Below are 15,199 nucleotides of genomic sequence, written 5' to 3' on the forward strand. Positions count from 1 at the left end.
CTCGACGACGCCGGTCTGCCGCGGCCGAAGAACCAGCAGATCAACGACCTCTGCGGCGAGGTCGTTGTCCCGGTTCGGGTGTCCGCCCCACAGGCGTGTTGTGCGGGGATCAGCCGCCGAGCGGAAGGCTGTTGGTCGACAGGCCGTTGGTGTTCAGGCCGCCGGGGTTCAGGCCGCCCGCGGGCAGACCGCCGATCAGGCCCTTGACCGGGGCGGTGGCGTCGCCGGCAAGCTTCTGCCGGCCGGTGCCGAGGAGCTTGGTGGCCGTGTCCGGGGCCGGAACGGACCGGGCCGTGGTCCCCAGCGCCGAGTCGGCGACCGGCAGGGCAGTGGCCGCGGCGTCGGCCGGCAGCACAGAGGCGGATGCGGTCCCCGCGGCGGCAGCGGCGAAAGCGGCACCGAGAGCGGCGACGCCGAGAGTCCTGACAGCAGACTGCTTCATGTGGAATTCATCCTTGGGGAGGGGGATGTGAGCTGAGCGGCTCTGAAACGTAGTCAGCCCACTGCCCGTCCCGCAAACATGGCGACACACGGAAAACGGCCGAGATTTCGCTGTCCAGGCCGTTGTCCGCAGAGGTGCGGTTCAGCCCGCGGAAGCGGAAGGAACGCTGGTCGCAGCCGTCTGCTCGAAGAGCCATTCGGACTTCAGCTCGGCATATCCGGGCTTGATCACGTCATTGATCATCGCCAGACGTTCGTCAAAAGGAATGAATGCCGATTTCATCGCATTGACGGTGAACCACTGCATGTCGTCGAGCGTGTATCCGAAAGTCTCGGTCAGCTTCTCGAATTCGTGGCTCATGCTCGTACCGCTCATCAGCCGGTTGTCCGTGTTCACGGTGGCCCGGAAATGCAGCTTTCGCAGCAGCCCGATGGGGTGCTCGGCGTACGAGGCGGCGGCGCCGGTCTGGAGGTTGGAGGTCGGGCACAGCTCCAGCGGGATGCGCTTGTCCCGTACGTAGGAGGCGAGGCGGCCGAGCTTCACACCGCCGTCCTCGGCGACCTCGATGTCGTCGATGATGCGGACGCCGTGGCCGAGCCGGTCGGCGCCGCACCACTGGAGGGCCTGCCAGATCGACGGCAGGCCGAAGGCCTCGCCCGCATGGATGGTGAAGTGGTTGTTCTCGCGCTTGAGATACTCGAAGGCGTCGAGGTGCCGGGTGGGCGGGAAGCCCGCCTCCGCGCCCGCGATGTCGAAGCCGGCGACGCCCTGGTCGCGGTAGCGGTTGGCGAGCTCGGCGATCTCCAGGGAGCGGGCGGCGTGCCGCATCGCGGTGAGGAGGGCGCCCACACGGATGCGGTTACCGTCCAGGCGGGCCCGCCGTTCGCCCTCGCGGAAGCCCTCGTTGACCGCTTCGACGACCTCTTCGAGGGTCAGCCCGGCTTCCAGGTGCTGCTCGGGGGCGTACCGCACCTCGGCGTACACGACACCGTCCGCGGCCAGGTCCTCGGCGCATTCGGCGGCCACCCGGACCAGTGCGTCGCGGGTCTGCATGACGGCGCAGGTGTGGGCGAACGTCTCCAGGTAGCGCTCCAGCGATCCGGAGTCGGCCGCCTCGCGGAACCAGATGCCGAGCTTGTCGGGCTCGGTCTCGGGAAGTCCGTCGTAGCCGCTCGCGACGGCGAGGTCGACGATCGTTCCCGGGCGCAGGCCGCCGTCGAGATGGTCGTGGAGAAGGACCTTGGGGGCACGCCGGATCTGATCCTGGCCGGGCACATGAAGGGTCGGGCTCATCATTTGGGCACTGTAACGCCTACGCGCGTAGATTGTCGCTTTCCGATGCGTAACAGTGACCGCGAATACGGGTGGAGTACACGTGTCCTTCTGACACTGTTCTGTTATGGCACAGCGCGCACTCCCCCTGCCTGCTGCGAGGCTGGGACGGGCCGTCAGGACGGCCGGAGCACCAACTGCGGTCAGCGGCGTGGTTCTGCTGCTCCCGGACGGCGAGGCCGACTCGCACCGCCGCCCTTCCCCTCTCTCGTACGCCCTCCAGCTGCCGCTGGCCCGCACTCTGGCCCGCGCGGGCCGGGAGGACGGGCTCGCCGCACATGTCGTGCGCTACCGCTGCCGCGGCTGGAACGCGACCGACGCACAGCTCGCGGCGGACGCCCGATGGGCGGTGGACGAGGTCGTACGACGCTACGGTGACATCCCCGTCTGTCTCGCCGGCCACGGCATGGGCGGCCGGGCCGCACTCCGGGCGGGCGGCCACGCTGCGGTCAACTCCGTTCTGGCGATGGCCCCTTGGCTGCCCGAGAACGCGGCGGACGAACCGGAGCCGGTGAAGCATCTGCTCGGCCGGCAGGTTCTGCTCGTCCACGGCACGAACGATGCCCGCACCGACCCCGAACTCTCCTTCCGCCTGGCCGAACGCGCCAAGAAGACCAACCGCGACACCTGCCGTTTCGAGGTCCACTCGGACGGCCACGGACTGCGCCAGCACCGGGCCGAAGTGGTGGCCCTGGTAACGAACTTCGTCCGCGGATCGCTCTTCGGCCGGGCCTACGCGCGCCCGGTCGCCGACGCACTGGCGGCACCGCCACCACTGGGGTTGCGGATGCCGCTGGCTGCGGGGTTCGGGAGGTCGCTGCGGGGCTGAAGGGCGACCAGAAATTGACAGCGGGGCCATCCCCGCGGGTGCGGGGATGGCCCCGCCGGCTAGATACTCGCGCGCAATGGTGTCGTCACAGGCTCCACGATGCCAGGGCGCATGGCCACTCCCCCAGGGAAGTACGTCCGGGATCGGCACCCTTGCTCACTTGTCCATCGCGAGGGCCTGCCCCAGCTCGCCGTGCGGACCTCCGGAGAACTGACGGTGAAGAGCTGTAGCGCGATAGCGGACCAGCCCGGAGCGATAGCTCGGCGGCAACTGGGCGAAGGACTCGGCGGCCATGGCTGCGGCTGCTCCGGGGTCACCGTCCGCTGCCAGACACGCGGCGGTGTCCATCGTGAGCAGTGCCCGGGTCATCACGGAATGCGAGGACGTGAGAGCTCGGGCATCGTCCTGCGCCGCGTACGCGGCCGAGCTGTCGCCGAGCAGCGTGTACGCCTGGGACAGATGCACGAAGTGCTTTTGCAGCGGGTAGCCGATCCACGAGTCCGCCGTCTCCGGATCATCCAATCGCTCAGCGACCGTGCGCACGTCCCGGACGGCGGCCCTCGCGCCGGCCTTGTCGCCGAGCGCGGCGAGCGCGCGGGCGGTGACGGCCGCGGCGAGCGCAGCCGCAGCCGTGGGTGCCCGTCCCGCTTCGCGGCGTGCCCGCGCGGCGAGCGTTGCCGCGGCACCCGGGGCCCCGTAGTTGAGCGGGACCATGGCGTGCCGGGCGAGCACCCAGGCCGTGACGCGCCGATCACCGGACTCGCGGGCGGCCTTCTCCGCCGTGGTGAACCAGCGAATGGCGTCGGGCTGGTCGTCCCGGTCGTGCTGGATGATCGCGACGAGTCCGGCCATGCCAGCAGCCGTGCGGACCAGCTCCGCGCGGGCCCGCGCGGTATGCGGCTGGCCGAGGGCCTTGCGCAGGAGGATCAAGTCAGGCTGCATCTCAGCGAGAACTGTCTCCGGCGCCCGGCCGTGATAGCCACCCCGGTGCCGCTCGAACGCGGACTCCAGGTACGCCAGGTCGCCGTCGCCCGTGCCGGCCAGGGCGACGTCGATCTCCTCCCTGGCGTGCGCAATGCCGGGCAGCGCGGTGGCGCCCATCGCGGCTGCTGCCGTCTCCATGAAACGTCGTCGGTCCACGTCGCTCAGCTCCTCCTTGCCCTGCCGCCGGTACTGCCGTGCTGCAATGACGGCACGGCGAACGTCACCGACCGTCAGCCCGTAGGCACGCGCGATCGCCTCGTGCCACACGGGGGTGGGGAGCCGCTTCTCCGTCTCCCACCGTTTGAGGTTGTCCGGGTCGAAGAAGCGGCCGTCCTGGGCCTCCTCCATCAGGAGCGCCTGTTCCTGGCGTGTGCGTCCGGCACGTTCGCGGATCTCCCGTAACAGGGTGCCGATCCCCTGCGGACTCATCATGGGCCGCCTTTCCTGTGCTGCGAGATCTGTACCCAGTGCTGGCCCCCCGATCTGGCCCCCTGCCCAGAAATGCGCCCGTTCCTGGCCCCTCTGCCCCGGCCCATACGTCCGTTGAATGGAGCATCGCCGCACCCCAGATTCTCGTACAGGAGGCCACTCTTCTATGGGGACCATCCCCGCGGGCGCGGGGAGCAGTCGCCGAAGACCGCGTACTGATCGGGTCGGTGGGGGTCGGTGGGGACCATCCCCGCGGGCGCGGGGAGCAGAGGTCGCCGGGCGTCGGTATGGGAACGGTGAGGGGACCGTCCCCGCGGGCGCGGGGAGCAGAACCTGACTGCTTTCGGCAGGTGAAGGCCAACGGGACCATCCCCGCGGGCGCGGGGAGCAGCGAGCGCCACCGGCCCCACCTCGTCGAGTGGGAGGACCATCCCCGCGGGCGCGGGGAGCAGGATACAGGCGTTGTTGAAGCCTTGGTGGATCAGGGACCATCCCCGCGGGCGCGGGGAGCAGACCCAGTCGCCTTTCAAGGCACTGTCGCCGATGGGACCATCCCCGCGGGCGCGGGGAGCAGGTCCAGGGCCGGACGGTGCGCGGGTGTCGTCGGGGACCATCCCCGCGGGCGCGGGGAGCAGACATCCATCTACAGCATGACCAGGAGCCTGGTGGGACCATCCCCGCGGGCGCGGGGAGCAGCTTCGAGAACCGAGTGATGCCCCGGTAGACACGGGGACCATCCCCGCGGGCGCGGGGAGCAGGTTGGAGACGGGCTTGGGTGTCGATGCGGCCAGGGACCATCCCCGCGGGCGCGGGGAGCAGCCCTGTACCGGGTGGGCGACAAGCCAGCCGATGGGACCATCCCCGCGGGCGCGGGGAGCAGCCACCCTCGAGCGCGACCTGCGCGGTGACCCGGGGACCATCCCCGCGGGCGCGGGGAGCAGCACCTGACAGTGTCACGGCCCCCGTGACACCCAGGACCATCCCCGCGGGCGCGGGGAGCAGGCTGACAAGCATCGCGAGGCATGTGACGACGTGGGACCATCCCCGCGGGCGCGGGGAGCAGACTCCACGACCTGCGGTTTTAGCTCAGGTGCGAGCCATTCTGACTCACTTTTACAGATTCCGGCATATCGGACGAACGGAACACCTTAGGCTTTCATGCCTTCCCGAAGCGGCGTCGCTTGGATGCCTTGCTCCAGCCCGGCTTTGGGCCATCGTCGCCCTTCCTCGGTGCCGCAACAGCGTTCGGGCGACGGATCAACGTCAGGCCCTCGTGGTCGATCGGGTGCCAGCTATGGTCGTGGGTCCGGAAGGTGAAGCCCTGTTCGTTGTTCGTCGTATGAGCAAGCAAGGCCCGGCCCTGCCCCGCGTATTGCTGGACCTCGTCCCACAGCACGTCGCGGATTCTTGCCGACGGGTTCCCGATGAAGACGCCTGCGGAGATCTCGAGCAACCAGCGGGTGAGGAATCCTCTGAGGCCGACAGGGCAGTTGGTGAGAACGATCACAGTCACCAGAGCATCGCCTCGTCCTCACCGCTGTTCGTGCCCCCGTAGTTGCGGCCTGCTGGAACCTTGTGCCCGCCGTCGCTCTGGAGCGTGACGACATCCTGGTCACCAGGGTCCGTGACGGAGCGCGCGTCGTCCTGCAGCAGGAGGCGTTTGATGTCGTCCACGCAGCGGTTCAGCAGCGATGTTTCGTTGATGCGGTCGCGCAGGGCTCTGCGGGTGCGGGAGGCCACGTCCTCTTCGTCCTCCGCGGCGATGTCGAAGGCCAGAGGGATGCCGATTTCGGTCTTGTAAAGGTCTGCGATGTCGAGGACGAAGGACAGTTCGTGGCCGGAGTGGACGAAGCCGAGCGCTGGGCTGCAGCCGAGGGAGGCCACGACCGCGTGGGCGATGCCGTACATGCACTGGGCGGCGGCGGTGATGGCCTGGTTGACCGGGTCGCCGGCGGCAAAATCCCCCGGGGTGTACTTGCGGCCGCGCCATCGGATGCCGGTGCGGGCCGCCTGGGCGCGGTAGCAGTCCTTGACGCGGCGGCCTTCGCTGCCGAGGAGTCCCTGGCGGGTGAGTCCGGCCGGGTCCTCGTCGGGGAAGCGCAGCCGGTACATGGCGCGGGCGACGGCCAGTCGGCTGCGGACGTTCGCCCACTGGACCGCCTGGGCCTCAGCGAGCGCGGAGGAGCGGGTCAGGGCGCGCCCGCCTGCGTAGTAGCGCACGCCTTGCTCACCCACCCACGCGACGGCGGCGCCGGTCTCGCCGAGGACGCTCATCGCCTGGTGCGTGATGCGGGTGCCGGGGCCCAGGAGCAGGGTGCCGATGGTCGCCGACGGGATGTGGGTGGTGCCGTCGGCGTCCTCGGCGGTGATGGCGTTGGCGTCCCGGTGCACCGTGCAGCGCTCCAGGTAGATGAAGGAAAGCCGTTCGCCGGTGCGGGTGAGGTGGCGCGGGGTGAGGGCCGTGCGCTGGGAGACCGTTGTCACGTTTCACTCCGTGCCGGTGAGCGGTGCCAGGGTGATGAGGCCGCAGCCGTACGCCTTGGCCTTGCCGATTCCCTGGGTGAGGGTGCGGCGCAGCGCGGCGGGGTCGGCGACTTCGAGCCGGCCGTCGAAGGTGACCGTCACGAGGCTGACGGGATTCCTGCCGGTGCCGTCGTTGCTGCGGGACTTGTCGAAGGACAGGCCGCGCTTGTCACGGACGGTCAGTTCGTACTGGTCCCCAGAATGCTCATGCTTCTTGAACGTCGTTCCGCCGGGCAGCAGACGTTTGCTGTCCGGCTTCTCCAGGATGCGGAAGCCTCCTGGCTCCTGGCGGTCGAGGAGCCAGGCCATCTGGTGTACGGGATTCAGATGGGCGGTGCGCTTCTTCGGCTCGTCCGGCTTGCGGCGGATGTAGTGGACGGGGTTGGCAGTCAGCCGGAACGCCCACTTCTCCCCCGCGGCCAGACGGTCGAGGAACGGAGCGTAGGGCCTGGTCTGCCAGCCCGGGGTTTCCGGGTCGGTGGCCGCCGCGGGCCAGCCGGCCTGCTCCACGAGGTGGGTCAGGTCGGGCCGGGCGGGGCTGACGATGTACAGCAGCACCTCGGCCTGCGCGTTCTGGTCCAGGCGCCACAGCACCCGCGGCCCGTCGGGGGCGGGCGTGTCCGAGGGGAGCAGGCCGGGAAACGATGCCATGACTGCCGCGTGAAGCACCTGGGGGGAGGAGAGCAGTCGGCGTGCACCGGGGCGCGCGGTGTTCACACGGAATCGGGTCAGGAACATCAGGCGCTCTCCTCCAGGGCATCGAACGGGTCATGTCGGGGATGCTGGGGCACGGCCGCCGGGTTGGGGATGTTGTCCACTGTCCTGCTGACCATGGTGCGCAGGGCGTGCCGACGGTGTTCGGCGGCGAAACTGAGGGGCTGGTCGCGCTGGAAGTCCGCGTCGTGTTCGTCCTCACCGGCCTCGCGCAGGACGACGAGGGACACCATGGTCTCGCTGCGGCGCTGCCGACGGTACCAAGGGGCCGCCTGCCATTCCTCGTCCGTCAGTGCCTGGTCGAGTGAGACTCCGTCGTAGAGGCCGAGCTCCACCGGGTGGGCCGGTGGGCAGGAACGACGGCCCAGGAACGGCGGGTACACCGGTGCGCGCAGGGCAGCGTGCAGGGAGGCGAGGAGTTCCCCGTCGCCTTCGAGGGCCGCTACGAAGACCGCGTCGGCCAGGTAGAAGCGCTCGGACAGCGGCATGGAGGTTTCGTTGACGCTGTGGTGTGCGGTCTGGAAGTCCCGTACCCGGGTGCCCGGCTGGTCGATGCGTACGCCGAACCGAAGGGCGGCCAGGCTCGCCAGTGCCGCGTCGTCGCCGCGTTCGGTGCCGGACGCGGCGGCGAGCATGCCGATCACACCGCTCTTGGTCGGTGCGGACTCGGTGGTGCGGCGGGTGAAACGGGCGGAGGCCCCCCAGGACTGCAGGGGGCCCGCCAGCCTCAGGGTGAGCACGCTCATGCGGGCTTCTCCAGGAGCTCGGCAACGGCCTGGCCGACCGAGGCGACGAGCTCGGTGATGTTCGCCGATTCGGTTCCGAGGCCGGCGAGCTTCTGTGTGTTCGGGCCGACACGGAGCACCCAGGTGAGGGTGGAGTCGTCGTCTCCGTACGCCCGCTCGATGTCGGGGACGTACTCCGCCAGGCGCGCGGACGCCTCGGACACATGTCCGCCCTGGTCGCTGCGGACGGGCTCCTCGAACGCGGCGACGAAGCTGATGGGCCGGGTGGTGCGGAGCTTGACGATCACGGCGTCGGGCAGGGTGTGGTGACCGAAGGTGTTGATCTTCCCGGTCGGCAGCGACTCGGTGAAGCCCTGGACGAACGCCTCGACGGCTCGGCGTACCGGGGTGGTGCGCGACTCGTCCTCGCGCAGTCCCTCGCCGAGGTTGGCGGCCAGTTGATGAACGCCGAGGCCCGCGTAGCGGTAGAGGGTCGCCGAGTTGAAGTCGACGGTGCCGATCATTCCGGCGCCCGGCTCCGAGTCCTCGTTGCGGTCGTCGACGGCCGTGAAGTAGTCCGACTCGTTCTCGACGCGGTGGACGCTGATGGCATGGGCGACCTGGACAGCGGCGTCGACGTTGAAGTCGGTGGAGTCCGCGACCATGCGGCCGAACAGCGCGATGTCCACGGAGTGGCGGGTATCGGCGATCTGCTTGGCCCGGGCCTTGTTGTCCTTGTCCTTCAGGAACGCCTTAATGTCGGCGGCCCCCTCGACGGCGAGACGGGCGAGTCCGGCGAACTGACGGGTGCTGAAGAACACGAGGTACTTGGACTGGGGAGCAGTGTCCTCCGTACCCTCCTCGCCCGCTCCGTCCTCGGCCGCTGCCTTCTTCGCGGAGCCCTTCCGCTTGGGCACTTCGGTCTTCAGGCCTGTGGCGGCGATGACCTCGGCCGCCAGTTTCAGCGCGTCGGCGTGCTCCAGCGAGGGGTCGGCGTCGCAGATGCGGTCGGCGAGGACCTCGACGACCTTCTTGGTACGTACACCGAGTTCGCTCGGGTCGAGGAGGCTCTCGGCCTTGAAGTAGTCCCGGGTGGCCTTCTTCCATGCCTGGCTGGAGACGCGGGCTCGCGGCACTCCCCCGTACACCGCGCTCTTCGGAGCACCGGTGTCGTCCCGGTTCAGATTGCTGGGCGGGACGGTCTGCAGGGCGTGCACGTCGAGGTAGAAGCGGTTCACGAAGCGTCCTTGTCAGTGGTGGTCGTGTCAGGGGTGGCAGTGGTGCCGGTGGTCGTGGCCGGCTCTCCGGCGGGCGTCCGTTCCTCGGCGTTCCGGTCGTCTTCGTGCCAGGCGTGGAAGGAACGGCCCCATTCCCTGCGTACGGCGTCCGGGCCGCCGGGCTGCTGCCAGTGGTAGAGCTGTCCGGCGAGCAGGGCGTAGTCGAGCGGGAACTGCTCGCGGCGCAGCAGCAGGACGATGTCCCGCAGGCGCTGTGCAAGGGTGGTCAGATCCGGTGCCGTGCCGACCCGGACCAGGCGTTTGCGCAGAGGTTCGTCGATCTCGCCCGGCTTCATCATGCGGCGTACCGCGGCGCCCACTCCGCGCGGCTTTCCGGGGCTGCCGGTCTGATGCATTCCGGCCTCGCCGCGGGACTGCTGGTGCAGGGCCCACAGCGTGAGCGCGACGTGCAGGGCGTCCTCGGCCCGGGCCAGTTGCTTCTCGCTCAGCGCGTGGGGGCCCTCATGCGGTTCGTGCAGCGGTGTCGTGTCGACGAGATCCCAGAGGTCGGGGAGCTGCCCGGCTTCACGGCCCGCGCCTCTGCGGAGCCTGGCCAGGGCTGCCACGTCCTTCGGATTGTCGGCCAGATATCCGCGCTGGAACGCGGTGATGCGTTCGGCGGCGAGCTTCTCCACACGCTTGCGGACAGCGGGCCATGCGGTGTCGGGGGGCGAAGCGGTGGCGGTCGTCATGCGTGCACCTTCGTGGCGGTGTCGGTCGCCGGGTCGCTGCCCGCGCCCGGCAGTCGGTCGGGGAGATTCGGGTGGCCCAGGCACTTGTTCAGGCGGGATCGGAACCACTTGCCCGCGAGAGCGGAGTTGAGCCACTCGGTGCCGCTCTTGAGCGTGATGGTGCGGCCTTGCCAGGCGGCGTCGCCGGCCTCGGCCATGAGGCGGTCGCCGAGCCTGCTCACGGTCCGGTGCACCTGACGCTGCCATTCGGTGCGCTGCTCGTACGGGTCCTGCTGGCCGTCCAGGCCGGCCAGCCACGTGCGGTACGGAGTGTCGAGTGCGGCAAATCCGAGGTCGCGTGCCGTGGCACCGGGCCCCTCGCTTTCGCTGCCTGCGGCACGGGCGAGGTTCGTGGCGAGATCGCCGAGTGCCTTGACGGCGTCGTCCGCATCGGTGACGGCACCGACGGCCTGCTCGGCGAACTCGCGGTTCTGCTGGTGGAGCAGGACCACCGCCATGGAGATGTGGTCGTCGACGACTTCGTCGATGACGGACTGCTGCGTGCCGTACTGGGCACCGACAATCCGGGCCCGGACGAGATAACCCTGCTCCAGCTCGCCGGCCGTCACCAGATACGCGATCCATTCCAGGACCCCGGGCCGCAGACGGTTCGCGGGCCCCGCGCCCTGGGACGCCTCGGTCCGGTCGGCGATCAGGGAGGCGATGCCCCGCCACGCGGAGCGGGCCGGGTCGTGTTCGCGGGGCATGTAGACCAGGGGTTCGCCGTGCTTCTTCTCCTGCGCCGTACTGCGCCGCCAGGCGGTCATCGGCTCGTAACCCTGCTTGTTGCGCGCGTGGAGCGGGTCGCCATAGCCGAGAACCACCCCGTGTACGCCGTCGGCGTCGGCGTACAGGAGCAGGCGCCGCGACTGCCAGGTGTACAGGTCGCATACGCCGGTGGGCGCACGCTTCGGTCCTTCACCCGGCCCGCACGCCTCCCGCCGCCAGGCAGGGAGATCGTTGCCGCCGTCGAAATCGAGGCCTGGGGTGTCGGCAGGTGCCACGAGGTTGAGCAGGAGGGTCTCGCGCAGGGTGTGTCCCTCCGCGAAGACTCCCCCGAGGTTGCCCGCCCAGCCGACTCCGAGCGGATACACCTTGCCGCCCTTGACGCGGTCGTCGCCTGCGACGCCGGTCTTGATGCCGGAAGTGTCGTAGGCGTGTGTGTGGACGACCCAGCGGGCGGCCTCGGCAAAAGTGAGCCGGTCGACGGCAGGCATCCGCGAGCTGAAGAAGGGTTCCCCGTTGGGGACATCGGCCACGATGCGGTTGAGCGGGAAGACCTCGTTCTTCGTCGTGTGTAATCCGGCGACCTGGAAGAACGGTGTACGGGCGTCGAGCAGGTCGAACCGGCTACGGTGTTCGTCGAGATAGGCGGCCAGGGGTGCGAAGCAGTCCTCGTCCTCCCACAGATCTGCCCAGTGGTCGGAGTCCCGCGGTCCTTCGAACGCGTCGTGGGCCAGGGCGAGCAGCAGGCGTAAGAGGGCGAATTCCTGGGTGGGCAGATCCCCGACGAGCCGGCGCAGGGTACCTGCCTGCTCGAACACCTCCCGCAGTGACAACTCGTCCTGAGTGCCGTCCAGTCTCAGCACCGGAATCCAGGGTTGTGTGGTCAGGTCGAACGACAGCACGCCCGCCGCCTCTTCGCTTGTTTCAGGCACTGGTCACCTCAAGGCCGTCGCTCTCGCTGTACCGGAGTGAAAACCCTGCCAGACGGGTCTGACAATCCTCGTCGAGCGCAAGAATCAGCTGGCCGGAGAGCCAGTGGCTGTCCTTCACCTGCCAGGCGGGAACGTAGAGTTCCTCCAGCTCCTCGATCGCGCGGTCCATGACTTCGGCGTAGGAGAACTGGATTGGCAGCCTCAGCCCGCAGCTAGCCGCTGCCCGTGCCGTTCTCGTCGGCGGCACCTGGTCCCGGGGCAGTTCCAGCCCCGCGAGCCGGTTGCCGTGACGGTCCGGGGCCAGCCAGGGAACCGTCGTCAGCGTGCCGTCGGCGCGCTGCTGCACGACGACGACTTCCAGGCTCTCCTTGCTGTCGCGGACCTGGGCCCGCCCGGTCCGGGTGTCGTCCGCGTCGCCCACTCCCGCCGCCACCCATCCGAACAGCGGCCTGCCGTCTCTGCCGACCTCCTCCAGCCGGAACACAGCCGCCCGTTCGGCCTGGTCGGCACGGTGCCGCTCGTACTGCTTGAGGGCCTCGGCCATCGTCGGCGCCCAGCTCTCCGGGCCTGCGGGACCATCGGCGTAAGCCGTTTGCACGAGTGGGCTGATGTCCTCGGGCAGCCGTACGGGACGGCTGGGCCCTTCTTCGAAGTGGGGCAGGAGCGCGGCCGCGGACCGCAGGAGCGCGTGGGCCCCGTACACGGCGACCGACCCCCGCACCGGCGCCGGCACGTCGGCCGTCCAGTCGACACCAGTGACCAGACAGCGCGCCCGGCGCAGCCGCTCGGGACGTTCGTGCTGCCCCTCGCCCCGCTGGTGCCGGTGCAGACGGCCCATGCGCTGGAGCAGCAGGTCGACCGGGCAGAGGTCGCTGACGAGCAGGTCGAAGTCGACATCGAGGGACTGCTCGGCCACCTGGCTGGCGACGACGATGTGCGGCCCGGCCGGGCGGTTCTCCGCTTTGCCCGGCGGCCCGAAGCGTTTCAGGAGGCCTGCATCCTTCGCCGCCCGGTCGACGTCGATGAAGCACGAGTGGGCGACCGTCACGTTCTCGTCGCCGAACCTGGCCCTGAGCGCTTGCGCGGTCTCCAGTACCCGCCGCACCGTGTTGCGTACGACCAGCACGCAGCCGCCGCTGTCCAGTTCGTCGGTGAGCCGGCCGACAAGGACGTCGAGGCCGTCGTCGATCCGTTCCAGGACAACGTCCGTACCCCGGGCCGAGGCCTCGGGACTTCTCAGGACCGGCTCCCCGCCGGGCGTCACGGCGGTCAGCAGCGGATAGGCGCGGGCCTCGCCCACCGCCTCGAACTCCGTGGCACTGCGGACTGCTGCGGCCTTGCCGCCCGCGTACGCCTCAACAAGCTCGCGGCGCCTGGCCGCAGGCAGGGTCGCGGACAGCACCACCACCGGCACCCGGTACGCGCCGAGCCACGACAACACACGGTCGAGGTAGACGCTCATGTACGTGTCGTAGGCATGCGCCTCGTCGATGACGACGACCTTGCCGGCGACCGCGAGGTGACGCATCGCCAGGTGGCGGCTCTTGAGCCCGGCGAACAGCAGCTGGTCGACGGTTCCCGCGACGAAGGAGGACAGCATGGCCTTCTTGCGGCCACGCAGCCAGGCGTGCGCGATGAGCTCGGCGGGAGCGGACCGTGTCGTGTCCGAGGGGCGCCACCGTGGTTCCTCGGGCGCGTCCACGTCGACAGCAACGATCCGATGGCCGCTCTCGCGCATCAGCTCGGCAAAGTCCTCGTTCAACGCGGCCTTCGAGTGGGCGAGCAGGACCGAGTACCGGGCGTCCTCGGATCCGGGCAGCCGCTTGAGCCAGTCCAGAAGGCGGGGGAACATCGCGTTGCCGGTGGCCATGGTCGGCAACGCGAAGAACACACCGCCCGCACCCGAGCGGGCGGCAAAGATCTCGGCGACCGCGAGAGCCGCCTCGGTCTTCCCCTCCCCCATCGGCGCCTCGATCACCATCAGCCCCGGCTCGTCCATCGTCCGCGCCAGCTCGATGGCAGCTTCCTGCACCGGCCGGACCTTCGCGCCTGGCGGCAGCCCGAAGCGGGAGGCGAACAGTTCCTGGGCGTCGCCCGCAGGATCATCAGGGCGCCAGGGCGCCGGAAGGTTCAGCCCTCGCCATGCCGCAGCCACGCGCTCCTCGCTGCTGCGAGCGACGTCCTGCGGGAAGTACGGGAAAAGGTCGGCGTTGCTGGCGACCCAGTCGGCAACGATCAACAGTGCCGTGAGCAACACCTGCACCGGCTGCGGCAGTTTCACCGACCGCCACTCGTCCAGCCGGTCCCGTACGCCGTACTCGTCGGCACACGCATCGAGCAGCTCGTCCTGCACCCGCCGCCACTCGGCCCGGCTCGACCCCGGGGTTCGCAGCAGCTGTCCGTGCTTGTGCAGTGCGGCGATCTGCCCAGGCTCCGGAGGCACCCCGTGGTGCCCTCCCACGACGACCGTGAACTGCCCGGTCTGCTTCACCGTCCAGCCGTGCCGCTCCTGCAGCCACTCCCCCAGCAACGCCTGCCCGGCCAGCCCGTGCGGCGCAATCCTGCGATCCGGTCCGATGGACCGTTGCGAGCGCATCTCCAGCCCCTGCGCATCCATACGGTCCGCAAGCTGGTCGACCTGGCAGGCGAACGCGGGCGTCGCCTTACCGATGTCGTGCACCCCCGCCAGCCACACGGCAAGCCGCCGCGCGTCCTTCTCACCGCCGGGGAGCGCCGAGGCGATCAGCCTTCGTACGCTCGCGGGCAGCCACATGTCCCACAACAGGCCGGCGACAGCGGCGCTGTCCTCCATGTGCCGCCACAGCGGCAGCCACCCGTCGGAATCCCTGTCATGCTTCGCCCACACCGTCAGAACCGGCCCGCCAAGCCTGCCCCGCAGGCCCGAACTGCCTTTCCCCGCACCCGTCATGACAGATGAATACAGGCAACTCCTGCTGCAGGATGTCCATATGGCGAAGATTCAAGATATTCGCTTCTGATCCGGGCACAGCTCCGCGAAAACAGGCGGGCAGGCTCTAGGATGATCGCTTTGCGCTGCCGTCGACTGACGCTTGCACGAAAGAGCCGATGAGGCATGCCCGTTTTGCCGGAATCAGTGAAAGTGTGGGAAAACTACGTTCCCCCGCGACAAAGCCGCAGGTCACGCAGTCTGCTCCCCGCACCCGCGGGGATGGTCCCCCATCTGCTCGCGTTCGCCGTCGGTCAGGGTCTCTGCTCCCCGCACCCGCGGGGATGGTCCCACCATCGTCCCAACGATGGTGTCCAGCGCGGTCTGCTCCCCGCACCCGCGGGGATGGTCCCGGCCCCAGCTCCTCGACCACGGCCAGCACCCGCTGCTCCCCGCACCCGCGGGGATGGTCCCTGCTTGCCGCGCACCCGCCGACCGAGGACCAGCTGCTCCCCGCACCCGCGGGGATGGTCCCGCGGGCTGGTCGTTCCACGGGTACATGCGGGACTGCTCCCCGCACCCGCGGGGATGGTCCCAGATCCTCACGGAACGAATGGACCTGTTCGAGCTGCTCCCCGCACCCGCGG

The 15,199-nt window shown here is 69.6% G+C and carries 12 protein-coding genes and 2 CRISPR repeat arrays (1 of these 14 cut by a window edge); of the genes, 1 reads left to right on the forward strand and 11 read right to left on the reverse strand.

The genetic code is table 11. The features are described from left to right. Window positions 1-109: 109 nt before the first annotated feature. On the reverse strand, window positions 110-442 hold the full coding sequence (locus tag ABTZ94_RS10510; RefSeq protein WP_351199519.1) for a hypothetical protein: 333 nt from the start codon (window positions 440-442) through the stop codon (window positions 110-112). A 141-nt stretch (window positions 443-583) separates the two neighbouring features. Next, entirely contained in the window at window positions 584-1,738 is a 1,155-nt protein-coding gene (locus tag ABTZ94_RS10515; protein WP_351199521.1) for an adenosine deaminase, read from the reverse strand. A gap of 187 nt (window positions 1,739-1,925) precedes the next feature. Here ABTZ94_RS10515 and ABTZ94_RS10520 point away from each other — a divergent pair, with 187 nt between their 5' ends. Next, window positions 1,926-2,603, forward strand: a complete 678-nt coding sequence (locus ABTZ94_RS10520) for an alpha/beta hydrolase family protein (protein WP_351199522.1) — start codon at window positions 1,926-1,928, stop codon at window positions 2,601-2,603. 156 nt (window positions 2,604-2,759) lie between these two features. On the opposite strand, the gene ABTZ94_RS10525 is transcribed toward ABTZ94_RS10520, so the two are convergent. From ABTZ94_RS10525 to cas3, 9 genes are all read right to left on the reverse strand, one after another. Beyond that, window positions 2,760-4,019, reverse strand: a complete 1,260-nt coding sequence (locus ABTZ94_RS10525) for an NsdA family TPR-like regulatory protein (RefSeq protein WP_351199524.1) — start codon at window positions 4,017-4,019, stop codon at window positions 2,760-2,762. A 166-nt stretch (window positions 4,020-4,185) separates the two neighbouring features. Then, window positions 4,186-5,079: direct repeats of the CRISPR family, unit length 29 nt; unit sequence GGGACCATCCCCGCGGGCGCGGGGAGCAG. A 93-nt stretch (window positions 5,080-5,172) separates the two neighbouring features. Further along, window positions 5,173-5,529 (reverse strand): type I-E CRISPR-associated endoribonuclease Cas2e, encoded by a 357-nt coding sequence (cas2e, locus tag ABTZ94_RS10530; protein ID WP_351199526.1) that lies wholly within the window; start codon window positions 5,527-5,529, stop codon window positions 5,173-5,175. After that, window positions 5,526-6,500 (reverse strand): type I-E CRISPR-associated endonuclease Cas1e, encoded by a 975-nt coding sequence (cas1e, locus tag ABTZ94_RS10535; RefSeq protein WP_351199528.1) that lies wholly within the window; start codon window positions 6,498-6,500, stop codon window positions 5,526-5,528. Before cas1e ends, cas2e begins: the two co-directional genes overlap by 4 nt. Before the next feature lie 3 nt (window positions 6,501-6,503). Further along, window positions 6,504-7,277 carry a type I-E CRISPR-associated protein Cas6/Cse3/CasE gene (cas6e, locus tag ABTZ94_RS10540; RefSeq protein ID WP_351199530.1) on the reverse strand — a complete coding sequence of 258 codons (774 nt, stop codon included), beginning with the start codon at window positions 7,275-7,277 and terminating at the stop codon, window positions 6,504-6,506. Then, window positions 7,277-7,999 (reverse strand): type I-E CRISPR-associated protein Cas5/CasD, encoded by a 723-nt coding sequence (gene cas5e / locus ABTZ94_RS10545; protein ID WP_351199532.1) that lies wholly within the window; start codon window positions 7,997-7,999, stop codon window positions 7,277-7,279. The genes cas6e and cas5e overlap by 1 nt, the downstream gene beginning before the upstream one ends. Beyond that, entirely contained in the window at window positions 7,996-9,216 is a 1,221-nt protein-coding gene (gene cas7e, locus ABTZ94_RS10550) for a type I-E CRISPR-associated protein Cas7/Cse4/CasC (protein WP_351199534.1), read from the reverse strand. The genes cas5e and cas7e overlap by 4 nt, the downstream gene beginning before the upstream one ends. Continuing rightward, on the reverse strand, window positions 9,213-9,947 hold the full coding sequence (gene casB, locus ABTZ94_RS10555) for a type I-E CRISPR-associated protein Cse2/CasB (RefSeq protein WP_351199536.1): 735 nt from the start codon (window positions 9,945-9,947) through the stop codon (window positions 9,213-9,215). Before casB ends, cas7e begins: the two co-directional genes overlap by 4 nt. Then, complete coding sequence (gene casA, locus ABTZ94_RS10560; protein ID WP_351199538.1) at window positions 9,944-11,644, reverse strand: type I-E CRISPR-associated protein Cse1/CasA; 1,701 nt, start codon at window positions 11,642-11,644, stop codon at window positions 9,944-9,946. The genes casB and casA overlap by 4 nt, the downstream gene beginning before the upstream one ends. Next, entirely contained in the window at window positions 11,637-14,510 is a 2,874-nt protein-coding gene (cas3, locus tag ABTZ94_RS10565; RefSeq protein WP_502967219.1) for a CRISPR-associated helicase Cas3', read from the reverse strand. The genes casA and cas3 overlap by 8 nt, the downstream gene beginning before the upstream one ends. Before the next feature lie 303 nt (window positions 14,511-14,813). Next, window positions 14,814-15,199: direct repeats of the CRISPR family, unit length 29 nt; unit sequence CTGCTCCCCGCACCCGCGGGGATGGTCCC; it runs 952 nt beyond the window's last position.

It is taken from the genome of Streptomyces sp. NPDC002785 (assembly GCF_040295565.1).
Lineage (GTDB): Bacteria > Actinomycetota > Actinomycetes > Streptomycetales > Streptomycetaceae > Streptomyces.

Coding starts and splice junctions, on each gene's coding strand:
- ABTZ94_RS10510 (WP_351199519.1), bottom strand. CDS start 442: ATGAAGCAGTCTGCTGTCAGGACTCTCGGCGTCGCCGCTCTCGGTGCC.
- ABTZ94_RS10525 (WP_351199524.1), bottom strand. CDS start 4,019: ATGATGAGTCCGCAGGGGATCGGCACCCTGTTACGGGAGATCCGCGAA.
- ABTZ94_RS10515 (WP_351199521.1), bottom strand. CDS start 1,738: ATGATGAGCCCGACCCTTCATGTGCCCGGCCAGGATCAGATCCGGCGT.
- casB (WP_351199536.1), bottom strand. CDS start 9,947: ATGACGACCGCCACCGCTTCGCCCCCCGACACCGCATGGCCCGCTGTC.
- cas5e (WP_351199532.1), bottom strand. CDS start 7,999: ATGAGCGTGCTCACCCTGAGGCTGGCGGGCCCCCTGCAGTCCTGGGGG.
- cas6e (WP_351199530.1), bottom strand. CDS start 7,277: ATGTTCCTGACCCGATTCCGTGTGAACACCGCGCGCCCCGGTGCACGC.